19 protein-coding genes are annotated in these 16820 nt (G+C 64.0%); 9 read left to right on the top strand and 10 right to left on the bottom strand.

Annotated features, from left to right (window positions below):
- Nucleotides 1–2: 2 nt before the first annotated feature.
- Both rimO and ACK4R0_RS02160 read right to left on the bottom strand, forming a co-directional pair.
- Nucleotides 3–1385 (bottom strand): 30S ribosomal protein S12 methylthiotransferase RimO, encoded by a 1383-nt coding sequence (gene rimO, locus ACK4R0_RS02165; protein ID WP_409669527.1) that lies wholly within the window; start codon nt 1383–1385, stop codon nt 3–5.
- Between the two features lie 35 nt (nt 1386–1420).
- Nucleotides 1421–1828 carry a VOC family protein gene (locus tag ACK4R0_RS02160; protein ID WP_409669524.1) on the bottom strand — a complete coding sequence of 136 codons (408 nt, stop codon included), beginning with the start codon at nt 1826–1828 and terminating at the stop codon, nt 1421–1423.
- 153 nt (nt 1829–1981) lie between these two features.
- Between ACK4R0_RS02160 and ACK4R0_RS02155 the strand changes: the two genes are divergently transcribed.
- Nucleotides 1982–2746 (top strand): CHAP domain-containing protein, encoded by a 765-nt coding sequence (locus ACK4R0_RS02155; RefSeq protein WP_409669521.1) that lies wholly within the window; start codon nt 1982–1984, stop codon nt 2744–2746.
- A gap of 11 nt (nt 2747–2757) precedes the next feature.
- On the opposite strand, the gene ACK4R0_RS02150 is transcribed toward ACK4R0_RS02155, so the two are convergent.
- Complete coding sequence (locus ACK4R0_RS02150; protein ID WP_409669518.1) at nt 2758–3090, bottom strand: DUF3297 family protein; 333 nt, start codon at nt 3088–3090, stop codon at nt 2758–2760.
- Between the two features lie 46 nt (nt 3091–3136).
- On the bottom strand, nt 3137–3985 hold the full coding sequence (locus ACK4R0_RS02145; protein ID WP_409669514.1) for a serine protease: 849 nt from the start codon (nt 3983–3985) through the stop codon (nt 3137–3139).
- A gap of 313 nt (nt 3986–4298) precedes the next feature.
- Here ACK4R0_RS02145 and ACK4R0_RS02140 point away from each other — a divergent pair, with 313 nt between their 5' ends.
- Complete coding sequence (locus ACK4R0_RS02140) at nt 4299–5144, top strand: outer membrane protein (RefSeq protein ID WP_409669511.1); 846 nt, start codon at nt 4299–4301, stop codon at nt 5142–5144.
- A 65-nt stretch (nt 5145–5209) separates the two neighbouring features.
- Here ACK4R0_RS02140 and ACK4R0_RS02135 read toward each other — a convergent pair whose 3' ends face one another.
- Nucleotides 5210–5632 (bottom strand): DUF350 domain-containing protein, encoded by a 423-nt coding sequence (locus ACK4R0_RS02135; RefSeq protein WP_409669508.1) that lies wholly within the window; start codon nt 5630–5632, stop codon nt 5210–5212.
- Nucleotides 5633–5704: 72 nt separating this feature from the next.
- Between ACK4R0_RS02135 and ACK4R0_RS02130 the strand changes: the two genes are divergently transcribed.
- Nucleotides 5705–6574: a RimK family alpha-L-glutamate ligase gene (locus ACK4R0_RS02130; protein ID WP_409669505.1), complete on the top strand. Its 870-nt coding sequence runs from the start codon at nt 5705–5707 to the stop codon at nt 6572–6574.
- A gap of 48 nt (nt 6575–6622) precedes the next feature.
- Nucleotides 6623–7486, top strand: a complete 864-nt coding sequence (locus ACK4R0_RS02125) for a tetratricopeptide repeat protein (RefSeq protein ID WP_409669502.1) — start codon at nt 6623–6625, stop codon at nt 7484–7486.
- A gap of 46 nt (nt 7487–7532) precedes the next feature.
- On the opposite strand, the gene serS is transcribed toward ACK4R0_RS02125, so the two are convergent.
- Nucleotides 7533–8804, bottom strand: a complete 1272-nt coding sequence (gene serS, locus ACK4R0_RS02120) for a serine--tRNA ligase (RefSeq protein ID WP_409669499.1) — start codon at nt 8802–8804, stop codon at nt 7533–7535.
- Nucleotides 8805–9037: 233 nt separating this feature from the next.
- Between serS and ACK4R0_RS02115 the strand changes: the two genes are divergently transcribed.
- The 4 genes from ACK4R0_RS02115 (at nt 9038) to ACK4R0_RS02100 (ending at nt 11643) form a co-directional block, all read left to right on the top strand.
- Entirely contained in the window at nt 9038–9439 is a 402-nt protein-coding gene (locus tag ACK4R0_RS02115) for a hypothetical protein (RefSeq protein ID WP_409669496.1), read from the top strand.
- 6 nt (nt 9440–9445) lie between these two features.
- On the top strand, nt 9446–9946 hold the full coding sequence (locus tag ACK4R0_RS02110; protein WP_409669493.1) for a hypothetical protein: 501 nt from the start codon (nt 9446–9448) through the stop codon (nt 9944–9946).
- 719 nt (nt 9947–10665) lie between these two features.
- On the top strand, nt 10666–11130 hold the full coding sequence (gene dksA / locus ACK4R0_RS02105; protein WP_409669490.1) for an RNA polymerase-binding protein DksA: 465 nt from the start codon (nt 10666–10668) through the stop codon (nt 11128–11130).
- A 174-nt stretch (nt 11131–11304) separates the two neighbouring features.
- A complete protein-coding gene (locus tag ACK4R0_RS02100) occupies nt 11305–11643 on the top strand; it encodes a PilZ domain-containing protein (protein ID WP_409669487.1) in 339 nt (112 codons plus the stop codon).
- 26 nt (nt 11644–11669) lie between these two features.
- Here ACK4R0_RS02100 and ACK4R0_RS02095 read toward each other — a convergent pair whose 3' ends face one another.
- On the bottom strand, nt 11670–12860 hold the full coding sequence (locus tag ACK4R0_RS02095) for a CaiB/BaiF CoA transferase family protein (protein ID WP_409669484.1): 1191 nt from the start codon (nt 12858–12860) through the stop codon (nt 11670–11672).
- A gap of 125 nt (nt 12861–12985) precedes the next feature.
- Between ACK4R0_RS02095 and ACK4R0_RS02090 the strand changes: the two genes are divergently transcribed.
- Entirely contained in the window at nt 12986–13252 is a 267-nt protein-coding gene (locus tag ACK4R0_RS02090) for a hypothetical protein (protein WP_409669482.1), read from the top strand.
- Between the two features lie 218 nt (nt 13253–13470).
- Here ACK4R0_RS02090 and ACK4R0_RS02085 read toward each other — a convergent pair whose 3' ends face one another.
- From ACK4R0_RS02085 to prfB, 3 genes are all read right to left on the bottom strand, one after another.
- Nucleotides 13471–14874: an NAD(P)H-dependent flavin oxidoreductase gene (locus ACK4R0_RS02085; RefSeq protein WP_409669479.1), complete on the bottom strand. Its 1404-nt coding sequence runs from the start codon at nt 14872–14874 to the stop codon at nt 13471–13473.
- Nucleotides 14875–14971: 97 nt separating this feature from the next.
- Nucleotides 14972–15703, bottom strand: a complete 732-nt coding sequence (locus ACK4R0_RS02080; RefSeq protein ID WP_409669476.1) for a class I SAM-dependent methyltransferase — start codon at nt 15701–15703, stop codon at nt 14972–14974.
- Entirely contained in the window at nt 15693–16820 is a 1128-nt protein-coding gene (prfB, locus tag ACK4R0_RS02075; protein WP_409669473.1) for a peptide chain release factor 2, read from the bottom strand. Before prfB ends, ACK4R0_RS02080 begins: the two co-directional genes overlap by 11 nt.

Genomic DNA, 16820 nt, shown 5'->3' with positions numbered 1-16820 from the left:
GATCAGCCCTGCGCTGTCACGACGCCGTACAGATCGTGCTCGTCGGCATCCTCGACCAGAACATCGACGAACGAACCGGGCACCAGGCCTTGCGGGACATCGCGCAGGTAGACATGCCCATCGATCTCGGGCGCATCGGCCTGCGAGCGTCCGGTCGCGCCGACCGAGCCGTCTTCTTCGTCGGGCTCGCCGACCTCGTCGATGATCACCGGCAACGTGCGGCCGACCTTGGCGGCAAGCTTCGCGGCGCTGATCGCGGCGGTCTTTTCCATCAGCCGCTGGTAGCGCTCTTCCTTGACCGCTTCGGGCACCGGATCGGGCAAGTCGTTGGCGGCAGCACCCTCGACCGGCTCGAAGCGGAAACCGCCGACGCGGTCGAGCTGGGCTTCATCGAGCCAATCGAGCAGATACTGGAAGTCCGCCTCGGTCTCGCCGGGGAAGCCGACGACGAACGACGAGCGGATGGTGATATCGGGCGCAATGGTGCGCCACGCCTTGATCCGGTCGAGCACCTTGGCCTCGTTGGCCGGGCGCTTCATCCGCTTGAGCACCGCAGGGGCAGCGTGCTGGAACGGGATGTCGAGATAGGGGGTGAGCAGCCCTTGCGCCATCAGCGGGATGACGTGATCGACATGCGGGTAAGGATAGACATAATGCAGCCGCACCCAGGGCGCCTTGCCCTCGGGGGTGCGCAATCCGCCCAATTCGCGCGCCAGATCGGTCATATGCGCGCGGACGGGACGGCCCTTCCAGTCGCGCGGTTCGTGCCGGGTGTCGACGCCATAAGCCGAGGTGTCCTGGCTGATCACCAGCAGCTCGCGCGTTCCGGCCGCGACCAGTTTCTCCGCCTCGCGCAGCACTGCATCGATGCGGCGGCTGGCAAGATCGCCACGCAGGCTCGGGATGATGCAGAACGAGCAGCGGTGGTTGCAGCCTTCGGAAATCTTGAGATAGCTGTAGTGCCGCGGGGTCAGCTTGATTCCGCCTTCGGGCACCAGATCGATGAAGGCACCACGCGCCGGCGGAGCGGCATCGTGGACCGCTTGCACCACGTCTTCATACTGATGCGCGCCGGTCACCGCGAGCACATCGGGGAAGCGCGCCCTGATCGCTTCGGCCTCGTTGCCCATGCAGCCGGTGACGATAACGCGGCCGTTCTCGGCCATCGCTTCGCCGATCGCCTCGAGGCTCTCTTCCTTGGCGCTGTCGAGGAACCCGCAGGTGTTGACCAGCACGACATCCGCGCCCGCATAATCGGCCGACATCTGATAGCCCTCTGAGCGCAGCTTGGTGAGGATGCGTTCGGAATCGACCAGCGCTTTCGGGCAGCCGAGCGAGACCATGCCGACTTTCGGCGGGGCGGGGATCGTGATGGGGGTGGACATGATGCCGCGCCAGATAGGCGTTTATCGGGCATTTGTCATGAACGAAGTGAATCTGGCCCGGGGTCCCCGTAAACCGTCGCCTCGCCGTCAGTGAAGAATGCTTCCCAGACAATGCCGTTGGGATCGCGCACCCAGCTCTTTTCAGACCGAGCATAGCAGCAGGTGGTCCTGCCCTCTTCCAGCACTGGCTGACCGGCACCGGCGAGACCTGCGTACACTTGCGCCAGTTCACCGGCGTTCTCTGCCTGAATGCCCAGGTGCTCGATGCCTTCACTGACCCCGCAACCGGCGAGCGAGATCGCGAAATTGACGCGCGGATCATCAAGTTGCCACTTGGCATAATCGCTTTTCAGCACAACCGGCTCTGCACCGAACATGGCCGAATAAAAAGCGACCGATCCTTCAAGGTCGCGGGTCTTGGTGTGGACATGCATGCGCTTCATCGATTTCCTCCTTATCTCACGGGTGGCCGGGCGGCGCGAGGCTCGCATACTCCCCGTCTATTCCATATTTCTAATATTATGGAAATGTAGTGCCGCGTCAAGAGCCGGTTTCGGTAAACACTTTGTTAACCGTTTTGCCGCAATTTGGCCGTGATGTCCCCGCGTCCTGGAAACCTTCCCGCTCTGGCCCTTGCCGCTGCGCTGATTTTCGCGGCCTGCCCCGCAGCCGCGCAGGATGCGATGCTGCAATGCGTGCCGTACGCACGGCAGGTCAGCGGCATCCAGATCTATGGCGATGCGCACAGCTGGTGGCAGCAGGCCGACGGTCGCTATGAACGCGGCAAGCACCCTGCGCCCGGCGCGGTGATGGCGTTCAAACCCTATCGATCGATGCAGCTGGGCCATGTCGCTGCGGTCAGCAAGGTGCTCGATTCGCGGCGCGTGCTGCTCGATCATGCCAACTGGTCACCGATCGACGGCCGCAAGGGACAGATCGAACGCAACGTGCTGGCGGAAGATGTATCGGCTGCCAACGATTGGAGCGAAGTGCGGGTGTGGTACACGCCGATCGGCGGCCTGGGCACCACGCGCTATCCGGTACACGGCTTCATCTATCCGAACGGCCGCGCGCCGCGCCAGCTGCAGACGCAGCCAGTTCAGATCGCCGCCAACGACACGCGCACGACCGAACTGACCCGCGAACAGCGCAAGGCGCAGCGACAGGCCGAAAAGCAGGCGGAAAAGGCTGCGCGCAAGCAGCTCAAGCAGATCGAGAAGCAGCGCCGCGAATACGCCAAGTACATGAAGCAGCAGCAGAAGCAGCGCCGCGAAACCGTGCGGCTGACGCCGCCGCCGCCATCACCGCCGCAGTTGCAGGCCGACCCGATCGGCGATCTGATCGGCAAGATCGGCGGCTAAGCGCCTGGCGCTCAGTCCTTCCTGGCGACAGGAGCGTCGTCACCCAGGTCCTTGTACCAGGCCTCGACCGGTCCGCTCAGCTTCAGCGTCAGCGGCTGGCCCCTGCGGTCCATGGTCTTGCCGGCCTGGACACGGATCCAGCCTTCGGAAATCGAGTACTCCTCGACGTTGTTCTTCTCGACGCCCTTGAAGCGGATGCCGATGCCCCGCGCGAGCAGGTCGCCATCGAAATGCGGGCTGCGCGGACTGATCGCCAGACGATCGGGCGGAACGTCGCCGCCCGCGGCGGGGACTGCAGCGCTGGCCGCTTCGTCAGTTTCGGGCATGTCGGGCGTGTCGGTCATCGGTTAAATCCATTCTGGCGTGGGCCTGCCGCGCCCATAGCCAGCCCTAGCGCACATCGCAATAGACCTGCCGGATGATCCCGTCGCCCAGCAGGACCCGGAAGAGAGCGACCGCACTTGCAGGATTCGCCAGTTGGGCGATCTCGCCCGCCTCGTTGACCGCTGCGCTCGCATCAACCAGCCTCAGGATGGCGCCGGGATCGGTGGTCAGCACCCGGCCACGCCGGGGCGTCGAGGCGGCATTGACGCCGACCACCCTTCCCTGCTGGTCGAACGTGGGTCCGCCGCTGATTCCACCCAGAGGTCCATCCGATGACGGAAGACGCTCGCCCTCGGCCCAGGCCAGCATTGGTTCGGTCGCACCGCCGGGGCCACCGCGCTGCGCATAGGTCTGCCCGATATAGCGCGACAGCACCACCGATGGCACGCCTGCAGGAAAGCCCATATGATAGCCAAGGCTCCCGACTTCGGGAATATCCTGGGTCAATGCGAGCGCGAACCGGGCTTGCGGGCCCTGCCGGATGACCGAGACATCGGCCTCGGCGCTTTCGAGCACATCGACGAGCTGTTCGATTCCTCCGTCCGATACCAGCCCGAGCCTGTCGCAGTTGTTGGTGACATGCTGCGCGGTCAGCCATGTGCCGTCGCGGTCGACGGCAAATGCCGTCCCTTGGCTGTCCTGTTGCGGGCCGGGGTCGGCGATGACGAAGGTTTCGCCGATATCGGGCATCGGGCGACGAGGGCTGCGCGGATCAAAGCGCTCGACGCTCAACGTCGCATCGTTCCACCCGTCGCCCCACCCGTCTTCATTACCGCTGAACCAGACCCCCAGCAGCACGCATCCCAGCACCCAGGGCAGGCATCCGCGGCCGGTGCCGCCGCTCCGCTTGCTCACGAACAGTCCAGTCTTGAGGAACCAACGGCCAACTTGCGCATAACATCAAAGCTAGAGGGTCATGCGACAGAATCAAGCGCTGTCGGCCTGCTTGACAGATGCGATCATGCTGTCGGTGCGTAAGTGAAGCGCGCTATCGATGATGAACAGGTGTTAACATGTATATTAACGCTGCATTCATGTCGCGACAGCCCCCTCGGATTGTGTGACAAAATCGTCACAATCCGAATTCAATGTCGCATATGTTGGAACTTGTTGCCCGGTCTGTAGGTTTGGCCTGCGTCTGAATTAAAAAAGCAAGGACGCGAACACCATGACAACCCCCATCAAGATTTCTGCAGTTTCGGCCATTGCCATCGCAATGCTGGCCACCCCTGCCTTCGCCCAGACCGTGAAAGAAGACACCGATTTTGACGGCGTCTATGTCGGCGGCCATTTCGGCTATTCGGCACAGTCGAACGATCGCGGCGAAGGCGTTGTCTTCGACACCAATGGCGACGGCGAATTCGGCGACGGCGTGTTCACCACAAGCGGTGCCAATGCATTCGCTCCCGGCTTCTGCCGTGGCGCTGCCCAGGGCAACAACGCCGCTGCTGGCTGCCGCCAGGACCAGAACGGAATCGAATACGGTCTGCGTATCGGTGCCGACAAGCGCTATGGCAATTTCGTTGTCGGCGCGCTGATCGAAGGCAGCCGTTCGGAAGCCAAGGATTTCGTGACCGCATTCAGCTCGACGCCTGCAAACTACACGTTCACGCGCGAGCTTGACTATGCGATTTCGGCACGTGCCCGCGCTGGCTACACCCCGGGCGGCGGCGTACTGTTCTACGGTACCGGCGGCGCTAGCTATGGCCGTATCGAAAACAGCTTCCAGACGTCGAACGCTGCCAATGCCTTCACCCCCAACAAGGGCAAGGATTGGGCATGGGGCTGGCAGGCCGGCGGCGGCGTTGAAGCCAAGATCGCACCGAACATGAGCATCGGTCTGGAATATCTGTACAACAAGTATGGCAATGACGATTATGTCGTGAACGTCGGCCCGGGCACGGCGCCTGCGACCAATCCGTTCCTGCTGACGTCGGGCCAGACCGACATGCGTCGCAGCGATCCCAACTTCGACTTCCACTCGATCCGGGTGACCACTGCATTCCGCTTCTGATCGGAACGCTTGCCTAGGCAAACGAAGAATGGCGGGGCGCTCACCAGCGCTCCGCCATTCTTTTGTCAGCCAGCGACCGCTGCCGCGTTCAGCGATGCAAGAGCGATCTTGGTCATCGCCAGAAACGTCGCGGCGGCAACCTCATTGTCCTCGATCCGCTTCGACAGGTTGCCGATCAGCAGATCGACCGCGCGAAACGCGATCAGTTGCAAGATCAGCGTCACGCTGCCCCAGATCAGCACGTCCCAGACGTTCACCGACGCCGCCAGACAGAACGCCAGCGGCAGCGCAAGGCCAATGGCAGCGCCGCCGAACGACACTGCGGCTGCCATGTTGCCCTCACGGATCAGTGCAAACTCGCGGTGCGGGGTGATCCACATGTACAACGCGAGTGCCGCCGCCCAGGCCAGCGTGGCGGACCCCAGATGCAGCAGGAAGATCGGTAGCCCGGCAAACAGGCTCTGGATTACGGGGGCAGGATCGGTCATGGCGCAGACTGTTGACCCGAAACCCCGGGGCAATCAACCCTCAACCCGAGATCGCGTCACCACAGGCCATCCATGCACATCTGTATCCTGATCCCCGATGCGGCTGACCTTGACCGCTATGACGACTGGCGCGACCAGCAGGTGCAGATCGAGCCGCTGCTGGCCCGCCACGGCATTACCCTTGAATGGCGGGCCTGGACCGACACGCGGCCGCTCGACTTCGATCTGGTGCTGCCGCTGATGGCCTGGGGCTATCACCGCGACCTGTCGCACTGGTATGCCCAGCTGGACAGCTGGCAGGGCACGCAATTCCGCAACCCCTTGGACGTGCTGCGCTGGAACACCGACAAGCGCTATCTGCTCGAGCTCGAGCGCAAGGGGATCGCGATCGTTCCGACCCGTTTTCACGAGACATTGGACGAATCAGCACTGGCGCAGGCGCGCGACCACTTCGCCACCGGTGACCTGGTGATCAAACCACCGGTCTCGGCAGGGTCCGATCATACCTGGCTGCTGCGCGAGCACGATGCCTGCCCCGCCGATGCGCTGGGCCGCGCGATGCTGGTGCAGCCGATGATGCCGTGCATCGCCAGCGAAGGCGAGCTGTCGCTGTTCCACCTTGCCGGTGCCCTCGCCCACGCCATCGTCAAGCGTCCGGCGCGGGGCGACTTCAGGGTGCAGGGCCAGTTCGGCGGCCAATCCACCGCAATCGATCCTCCTGCAGCCGCCAAGGAGCTTGCTGCGGCGACCATCGCGGCGATCGGGTCCCATATCCTGTATGCCCGCGTCGATATGGTCGGCGACGGCAAAGGCGGCTATGCGTTGATGGAAATCGAGCTGATCGAACCCTGGCTGTCGCTGGATCGCACCGCCGATGGCGGCGAGGCGTTTGCCGCAGCCATCGCCAAAGCCTGCGTGCAGTCTGCAGCCAGCAGCGGTTAAGGTGCAGCGCGCCATGCGCCGTACCGAACGACACAGGACCTGTGACCCATGACCCTTTACCCCGCGCTGATCATCCTGTCCGCATTGCAGGCCGCACCCGCCGATGGTGCCACAGCCGCTCCGGCAGCCGTTTCGGCCCCGGCAGACATTGCCGCACCCGCCGCGCCGCAGATCGGCCCGGTGTTCACCGCACCGCTCAACGACGAAGCACGGTTCGACGCCTGCATGGACATGGCCACCGATGATCCGCCCAGCGGCATTGTCGCGGCGAACGAATGGCTGATGGCCGGTGGCGGCTATTTCGCCCGGCATTGCCTGGGCTTTGCCTATTCCAAGGACGGTCGCTGGAAAGCGGCGGCGGATGCCTTCGTCGCCGCCGCGCGCGATGCCGAGCGTGCAACCGACCCGCGCGCCGCCAATCTATGGACCCAGGCAGGCAACGCGGCGCTGGCCTTGGGCGATGCAACCGTGGCGCTGACCTATTTCGATGCCGCAATGGCGCAAGGGGTCAGCGCAGGACTGCTGCTGGGCGAACTGCACCTCGATCGCGCGCGTGCGCTGGTGGTGGCAGGCAAGACCGATGAGGCCGAAGCCGCCTTCGCCGAGGCGCACCGGCTGGTGCCCGAAGATCCGCTCGCATGGCTGCTCTCGGCCACGCTGGCGCGCCGCCTGGGCAAGCTCGAACGCGCGCAGGCCGATATCGACGTCGCAGCCCGGCTGGCCCCGCGCGACCCCGAAGTGGCGCTGGAAGCCGGCAACATCGCGGCGACTGCAGGAAAGTACGACATCGCACGCCGCAACTGGACCCAGGCCATAGACATCCGTCCCGATGGGCCGGTGGCCAAGACCGCGCGCGACCATCTGACGCAACTCGACGAAGCCGAGAGCGCAGACAGCACCGCCAAGCCCTGAACCTGAATTCCGCCTGTGCCCCCTCGCGATGGGGCAGAGTGGTATTTCAGGGTGTGAGCAGCTCGATACCGCCCATATAGGGCACCAGCGCATCGGGCACGCGGACCGAACCGTCGGCCTGCTGGTAGTTCTCGACGATCGCCACCAGCGTCCGCCCGATGGCGAGCGCAGAACCGTTAAGCGTGTGGACGAACTCGGTGCCCTTCTCGCCCTCGGGCCGGTAGCGGGTGTTCATCCGCCGCGCCTGATAGTCACCACAGTTGGAGATGCTGGCAATCTCGCGATAGGCGTTCTGTCCCGGCAGCCAGACCTCCAGATCGAAGGTCTTGGTGCTGGCCTGCCCCATGTCGCCGGCGCACAGCAGCATCTTGCGATAGGGCAAGCCCAGCGCCTGCAAAATCGCCTCGGACGCGGCGCACATGCGGGCGTGCTCCATCTGCGAATGTTCGGGCGCGGCGATGGTGACGAGCTCGACCTTCTCGAACTGGTGCTGGCGGATCAGCCCGCGGGTGTCGCGCCCGGCAGAGCCTGCTTCGGAACGGAAGCATGGGGTGAGCGCGGTCAACCGGATCGGCAGCTCGGCAGCGGTCAGAATCTGCTCGCGCACGCTGTTGGTCAGGCTGACCTCGGAGGTCGAGATCAGCCAGCGGCCATCGGTGGTCTGGAACAGGTCTTCGGCGAACTTGGGCAGTTGCCCGACCCCGAACACCGCCTCGTCGCGCACCAGATAGGGCGTCGCGCATTCGTTGTAGCCGCGCTCCACCTGCGCATCGAGCATGAACTGCCCCAGCGCCCGGTTCATCCGCGCGATGCCCTTGCGCAGGAAGGTGAAGCGCGCGCCAGCGATTTTCGCTGCGGTTTCGAAATCCATCCCCAAGGCCGGGCCGATATCGGCGTGCTCCCTGGGTTCGAAATCGAACTGCGGCAGATCGCCCCAGCGGCTGATCTCGACATTGCCTGCCTCGTCGAGGCCATCGGGTACGTCGTCGGCCGGCAGGTTGGGCAGCAATGCCAGGCGCTCGGCCAACGCGGCATCGGCGGCCTTGGCCTGCTCTTCAAGATCGCCCAGCCGGGTCTTGAGCTCTGCCACCTCGGCCTTGAGCGCGTCGGCCTTTGCCGTATCCTTCTGCGCCATCGCCTGGCCGATCAGCTTGGACGCCTCGTTGCGCCGAGCCTGCGCGGTCTGCGCGCCGTTCAGCGCTTCGCGCCGCGCCGCATCGAGCGCGATGATCTCGGCGGAGACGGGGTCGAGCCCCTTGCGCGCGAGACCGGCGTCAAAGGCTTCGGGATTTTCGCGGATGAATTTTATGTCGTGCATGGCGCAAGCCTATGCCCTGCCCCAGCGGGCAGATGCAATCCGCAATCGGCCCGCAACCGGCACAAAAAAGGGGCGGCCCTGGATATGCCGGGCCGCCCCTTGATGTGGTGATCAGACAGCGGTGACGGTCGCTGCCTATAGATCAGGCCGCATCGCGTTCTTTTGCTGCATCCTTGCGCTTGGCAAAGCGGCGGCGGGCCGCAAGCGCGAAAGCGCCGGCGCCGAACAGCAGGATGGCAGGCGGTGCCGGGACATCGGTGCCGCCGGTCGAGCTGGTGCCGCCGCTGGAGCTGGACGAGCTGCTCGACGAAGACGACGAGCTGGAGCTCGAGCTGGACGAGCCAGTGCTGCCGCTCGACCCGGTTGAACCCGACGATCCGCTGCTGGTGCCGCCGAAGCTGGACGAACTGCCGGTCGACGTCGCACCCGAAGAGGTGCTCGACGAGGACGACGACGAGCTCGATGAACTGCTCGACGAAGACGAGGAACCGCTCGACCCTGACGATCCGCTAGAACCTGAAGAGCCGCTCGAGCCCGAAGAGCCGCTGGAACCCGAAGATCCGCTCGAGCCCGAAGAACCGCCCGGCTTGCCGGGATGCCCCGGCTTGCCTGGGTGCCCGGGCTTGTCGGGATAGCCAGGCTTGCCCGGGTCGCCGCCCGATGACGAAGAGCTGGACGACGACGAGGAGCTCGACGAGGACGAGCTCGACGACGACGAGCTGCTGCTGGAGCTGACGTTGCCCGAAGAGGTGGAGACGTTGCCCGAAGACGTGCTGACGCCGCCGGTGGAGGTGGATACGCCGCCGGTCGAAGTCGAGACGCCGCCGGTCGAAGTCGAGACGCCGCCCGTCGAGGTACTCACACCACCCGTCGAGGTGCTCACACCGCCGGTTGAGGTCGACGTGCTGACGCCACCGGTCGAGGTCGAAATGCCCCCGGTGGAGATGCTGCCGCTGGAGGTGCTGGTCGAACCGGTCGACGAGATGACGACACTGCCGCCGCCACCGCCGCCGCCGAAAAAGCCGCCAAAGAAGCCGCCGCCGAAACCGCCGCCAAAGCCGCCGCTACCGCCGACCATGACCGGGAAGCCGCCACCGCCGCCACCGAAGCCGCCGGTTTCCTGCGGCACAGGCGCAGGATAAGGATAGGGCAGCGGAATGGGCGCGGGCTGCGTGGTGACGGTGACCACCTGGGGTGCCACTCTGGTCGCGACCGGGGCCACGGCCCGGCGCGGACGCTTGATCTGACGTGGGGTTGCCTTGGCGAGCTGGCGACCGCGAATCGGCTTGCTGTTCTTTGCCTGCCGATACTGCTTCACCTGCGCAGGGGGCGTATCTGCCACATGCACTGCTCCACCGCCGATAATCGCTCCGCCGCAGGTGCAGGCGCACAATTTTGCCAAGGCCATCCGTACAGACATTGTGTTTTCTCTCTCAGACCTAAGGAGGCTGATTGCGACCTGCCAGTACAGAAGCTGGGGCCGGGTCAGCGTCCCGATATGCTAGGCAAGCCAGAACAAAGCGTTAATCTCAATGCTGTTAACCCTGATTCGACGACCAGTGCGACTAAAAACTGAGCCTGTCCGGGGGGTCCAACCCCGCCTGTCCCGATTTGGAACCGATTGCAGCAGGTCGATTAACCGCGATGGCCTGCGCCACCCCCAAAAATTCGGCCTGATCGCCGTTGACGCCGCGGCACCCGCCAGCGCTATCGAAGCGGGTCGAAAATCTCCCGGATGGCTCTGCTTTGCAGCTTGTGTGCCCCCTAGGCGCTGGCTATAGGCGCGATCAACATAAGGCCGACAGAGCGTGTCCGACCTTGGGCATCCGCTGCCGGTACCGATATCCACCGGGAGCATGCAATGGCGTCCATCTCGACCGCGATCGACGAGATCGATGTGCTGGCAAAGGCGCGCAAGTCGTTGGAAGGGGACTATTTTCCCTCACCCGACGAAGAATATATGAACGGCCGCCAGCTGGAATATTTCGGCGCGCTGTTGCAGGAATGGAAACGCTCCATCCTGGCCGCATCCAAGGACACGCTGCAGCAGTTGCAGGATGGTCCGATGCGCGAGCCGGACCTCAACGACCGGGCTTCCAGCGAAACCGACTGGGGAATCGAACTGCGCACCCGTGACCGCCAGCGCAAGCTGATCGCCAAGATCGATTCCGCGCTGCGTCGGATCGACGAAGGCGAGTACGGCTATTGCGAGGTTACCGGCGAGCCGATCGGCCTCGGACGGCTGGTTGCCCGCCCCATCGCAACGATGACGGTCGAAGCGCAGGAAGCGCATGAGCGTCGCGAAAAGATATCGCGCGACGACTGATTTTTTGCGGGTTCGGGCCCAAGCTTAACCAATTGGCGACAATCGCTGCGCTATAACATCGGCACCTCCCGACCGTCGCCCAAAGGCGGAGGTCCGGCAGGGAGCACGACCCTTCATGCCAAGCAGCTGGACGCCATATCGATGAACACGCCTGTCAGCCCGAAATCTCTTGAAATGAAAGAGACCCGTGACCGCGACAGCCTGTTCCTGCTGGCGGAACTCACATTCGACGGATCGAGCGAGGTCCACAAGGTCAAGGTCCGCAATCTCTCGCCTGGCGGCATGATGATCGAATCCGACCTGAACGTGGCGCAAGGGCAGACGATCACCGCCACCCTGCGCAACATCGGATCGGTGCGCGGCCAGGTCGCCTGGGCACGGACTTCGCGCTTCGGTGTCGCCTTCGATCGCGAGATCAACCCCAAGCTGGCACGCCAACCGGTGGGCGGCGGTGTCGAACTGCCCCGCTATCTGCGGACCGTCATCGGCACCAAGCCCTCCCATTTTCGCTGAGATTCCCGACGACGGGCGCTGCCCCGTCAGTCGTTCGCCTGAAGCGGCAGTTCGTGGTTCTGCGCGCCCACGCTCTGCGGTGCCAGCCTGAGATTGACCGGGCTGCCGGCGAATGCGATCGGGTGACGCAAGGTGCGGTATTGCCCGATATGCGGTGCGTGCGCATCAATGAAGAAGCCGGTCGCTGCCAGATGCGGATCGCTCGGCACGTCCTCGATCCGGTTGAAACGCATCGCCGGGATGTCCTCGCGGTCGAGCAGTTCGACCCATTCGTCGGTGGTCTTGGTCGCAGCGACCTCCTCGATGATCGCATACAGGTCACCGGTGTGCTTGGTGCGCTCTTCATAGGTTGAAAAGCGCGGATCGCTGAACACTCCGGGCCGCCCGCCGATCTCGAAAAACCGCTCCCACTGACGATCCACATACGGAACGATCGCGATATACCCGTCCTTGGTCGGATAGGGCCGGCGGCGCGGGTTGATCGAGCGGGTATAACCGAATTTCCCGTCCCCGGGGAACGTGTGCCCGTAGAGGTTCTCGACCATGTTGAAGAAGGTGAAGCACTCGAACATCGGCACCGATACGAATTGCCCCTGCCCGGTCCGTTCCTTGTGCACCAAGGCTGCAAGCGTGGCGTTAGCGGCGAACAGCCCGACCGTCTTGTCCGCCACCAGCGAAGGGGTATACGCCGGGTCACCGCCCGAGCGCTTGGCATACAGATCGGCCCAGCCCGATGCCGCCTGGACGAGGTCGTCATACGCCTGGCGCTTGCCGTAAGGCCCATCGGCGCCATAGCCGCAGCAGTGGATGTAGATGATCTTGGGATTGATCTTTTTGACCGCCTCATAGCCAAAACCCATCCGCTCCATCCCGGCCATGCGGACGTTGTGGAAGAAGACATCGGCTTCGCGCAGCAGGGCTTCGATCTGCGCCTTGCCCAGCGCATCTCGCCCGTCGATCGTCACCGCCTTCTTGTTGCGGTTGAGCGCCATGAAGATCGGGCCGAGATCGCCAGTCGGCGAAGCGCCAGCATAGCGCATCATGTCCCCGGTGTGGCTGCCGCCGCGATTTTCGACCTTGATGACGTCGGCGCCCATATCGGCAAGCAGCAGGGTCGCCAGCGGACCCATCACCACGCTCGACATATCCAGCACCCTTATGCCGGCCAACGGCCCGGTGGCTGCTATTTCGTTCGACGTCCAGATCTGTTCAGCCATGCAACGCTCCTGCTTTTGTGTTTTCATCCTCGGCGTTCCCGTGTCGCGATAGCCCGATGCGAGACAGGACGGGTTTGGGTGAGCCTTGCGGTGTGTGGCATTGCCAAACCCGCCATATTTGGGGTATGTTGCGCACGCACGGACAAAGGCTGATCCGGCGCCGGAATGCGGGTCGCACCCTTTCCTGTGAGGATCCTATGATTTTCAGCCTTTTCGAAACTGCCGAACATCGTCGCAAGGACGATGAAGACCTGAAATCACTGCATGAAAGATATGGAACCGAGATCGTCGATGTTCTCGAGGCGCGCGCGGGCGACGACACTTTGAGTGCGCGAGACCGCAGGCACTGGACCCGGTTGCTGCGCAAAGCGCGCCAGCGCTTCGCCGACTGATCGCAAGCGCCGGTGAGCAGCGTGTCTTGCGGAAGGCAGCGCGCGATGACGCGAACGGAGCGCGTCGACGCCCTGCCCTTCGCAACCACCGCTGAATCCATTGCAGCCACCCTGAAGATCCGCTCCCCACGCCGTTAACCGATCGGTTAAACAGCGATGCGGGAGAATCATCCTGCCGTCAATGCACAGTTGGCTGCACGGCGGTGGCGTGCCGTCGATCAGTCTCCAGTGAGGATACGATCGACAAGTTGCTTGACGGTAGGAACAAAGCCGTTGGAATAGAACGGATCGGTCCCGAAATTGTACGCGGCGTGCCCTGCGAACATCAGGTTCTTGTCGACATCCTCGCCATGGGCGATGTTCTGCAGCGCCTTCTGGATGCAGAAGCTGCGCGGGTCGGCGAGATAGCCGGTCGAGAAGTTGTCATGGTCCTTCCACGCGGAAAAGCCGCAATGCGAAAGGCAGCCCATGCAATCGGCCTGGTCCTTGCGGATTTCGGCGCGCTCGTCGGGGGTGCAGAACACCAGGGTGTTGTCGGGGGTCTTGAGCGCGGTGGTGAAGCCTTGCGCATCCCAGCGGCGCGCGCGTTGCAGGTCCTCGGGCGTGACCCAGAAGTTCTTGCCCTTGACCCCGCAATCGAGCTGCGCGGTATGCGTGCCTGCAGTCTCGGTCGAGAACGGGATCTGCCGCTCCGAACGCGCTTCCAGGCTGCGCAGGAACGGGTTGCGCACCGCGCTCGAGTAAAAGCCGGTGGGGCTGAACTTGTGCAGCAGCACGTCGCCGGGCTTGATCTTGGTCAGCTCGTCCTTCCACCCTTGCGGGATCGGGCTTTCCTGCGTCAGCAGCGGACGCGTGCCGAACTGGAACGAGATCGCGCCGAGTTCGGGATTGTCGATCCAGTTCTCCCAGTCGCGCAGATACCACACGCCGCCGGCCATCACGATCTGGACGTCTTCGGACACGCCCTCGGCGCGCATCGTCTCGCGCAGTGCGGCGACACGGGGATACGGGTCCTGCGGAACGCGCGGATCTTCGGCGTTGGACAGGCCATTGTGCCCGCCCGCCAGCCAGGGGTCTTCATAGACCACCGCGGCCATCAGATCGGCATATTTGTGATAGGCACGCTTCCACAAGGCGCGGAAGGCGCGGGCCGAACTGACGATCGGCAGATAGCTGACATTGTACTGCGCCGCGATCTCGGACAGCTTGTAGGGCATGCCCGCGCCGCAGGTGACGCCGGCCACCATGCCGCGTGTCTGCTCGAGGATGCCGTGCAGGATCGGCTGCGCGCCGCCCATTTCCCACAGCACGTTGATGTTGATCGCGCCGTTGCCGCCCGCGATCTCATAGGCGCGGCGGACCTGCTCGACGCCTCCGGCGATGGCATAGCGGATCAGTTCCTCATGGCGCTCGCCACGGGTGCGGCCATGATAGACCTGGGGGATGACGTTGCCGTCTTCGTCGTAGCTGTCCGCATTCACTGCCGATACGGTGCCGATGCCGCCGGCAGCCGCCCATGCACCGGAGCTGGCGTGGTTGGTGGCCGAAACACCCTTGCCGCCTTCGATCAGCGGCCAGACTTCGCGTCCACCATAGACAATCGGCTTCAAACCCTTGAACACGTATAAGCTCCCACATTTGCCCAGCCGTATAAGCATGCTGCGCAACAATTGCCCAATAAAAACGCTGCGCCGGCAGCGGCGTTGCCTGACCGGCGAGTCAGGACTGATCGCATCCCTTGATCTTCTCGGGCGCCAGCATCGGCCCAACCGCCTCGAACCGCGCGAAATACCCTGCAATATCCGGTTTCTCGATGAACTCGGCCAACTTGTACCCCACCGCCTCGAACTCGCAGAACAAAAGCTTGGGCGGTATTCCATGCCGGTTGGTCGGTCGGTCGACATCGACCACGATGACCTGCCCGCCCTGCTTGAGCGCCCGGCGCAAGCGCCAGATAAAGGCATAAGGCTCGGTCACCTCATGGTACATGTGCACCATGAAGATGCGGTCGAAGCTCGCCTCGGGCAGCCGCGGATCGTCGATGTCGCCAGGCTTGATCGAGACGTTGTCAAGCCGGTCGCGCTCGACTCGGGTGCCCAGCCGCTTGAGCGCGCCATCGTCGATGTCCTGCGCCAGCACCCGGCCCTGCTCGCCGACCCGGTCGGCCAGCCGGACGGTGTAGTAACCGTTGCCTGCACCAATATCGGCCACGGTCATGCCCGGCTCTATCCCGGCAAGGTCCATCACCGTGTTCGCCTCGTTGCGGTCGTCGCGGGCTTCCTCGTTGGAAAACTCGTTGCTGACCACGCCTGCGACCGGCCGGTCTGCACGGGGGAACGCGCGCGCGGTTTCGGGCCGGTCGGCCTGATCACCCGATGTCGGCTGGCATGCCGCAAGCCATGCCGTCGCCAATAGCAGCCCTGCCCACCGACCAAAACGGTCAGTCGACATCTTCGACATCCACCTTTTCACCGGTAACCTTTTGCGACAGCGCCGCAGCCATGAACGGGTCGAGCGCGCCATCGAGCACATCACCGGGAGCCGTCGAGGTCACGCCGGTGCGCAGGTCCTTCACCAGCTGGTACGGCTGGAGGACGTACGAGCGAATCTGATGGCCCCAGCCGATCTCGGTCTTGGCGGCATATTCGCCCGAGGCCTCGGCTTCGCGTTTCTGCAGCTCGGCCTCATAAAGCCGGGCCTTGAGCATGTTCATCGCGGTCGCACGGTTCTTGTGCTGCGAACGGTCGTTCTGGCTGGCGGCGATGATGCCGGTGGGAATATGCGTGATGCGCACCGCCGAATCGGTGGTGTTGACGTGCTGGCCGCCCGCGCCCGAGGCGCGATAGGTATCGATCTTGAGATCGCTTTCCTTGACCTCGATCTCGATATTGTCATCGATCACCGGATAGACCCAGACGCTCGAGAAGCTGGTGTGGCGCCGGGCCGAGCTGTCATAGGGCGAAATCCGCACCAGACGGTGCACGCCGCTTTCGGTCTTGGCAAAGCCATAGGCGTTCTCGCCCTTGATCAGCAACGTGGCGGACTTGATCCCCGCCTGTTCGCCGGCGTGATAATCGACCAGCTCGACCTTGTAGCCGCGCCGTTCCGCCCAGCGCGAATACATCCGCTGCAGCATTTCGGCCCAGTCCTGGCTCTCGGTGCCGCCTGCGCCGGCATGGACTTCCAGATAGGTATCATAGCTGTCCGCCTCGCCCGCGAGCAGCGCCTGCACCTTGTCGCGCTCGGCGCGTTCGGCCAGTGCCTTGAGGCTGGCGAGCCCTTCTGCGATGGTCGCATCGTCGCCCTCAGACTCGCCCAGTTCGACGAATTCGATCGCATCGGCCATTTCCGCGCCGATCTCATCGACCGTGCCGATCGCCTGCTCCAGCCTGCGCCGCTCGCGCATCACCTCTTCGGCGGCCTTGGGGTCGTTCCACAGGGTCGGATCCTCGACGCGCGCGTTCAGTTCGTCGAGACGGCGAAGCGCGCGTTCCCAATCGAGAAACTTTCGGACCAGCGCCAGCGCGGCGTTGATGGTGTCAATATGGGCCTGCCCTTCGGCACGCAT

This window comes from Blastomonas sp. (genome assembly GCF_046294995.1).
In the GTDB taxonomy this organism is placed as follows: Bacteria; Pseudomonadota; Alphaproteobacteria; order Sphingomonadales; family Sphingomonadaceae; genus Blastomonas.
The sequence above is the reverse complement of the archived record's forward strand: the minus strand, read 5'-3'. Positions and strand labels throughout refer to the sequence as shown.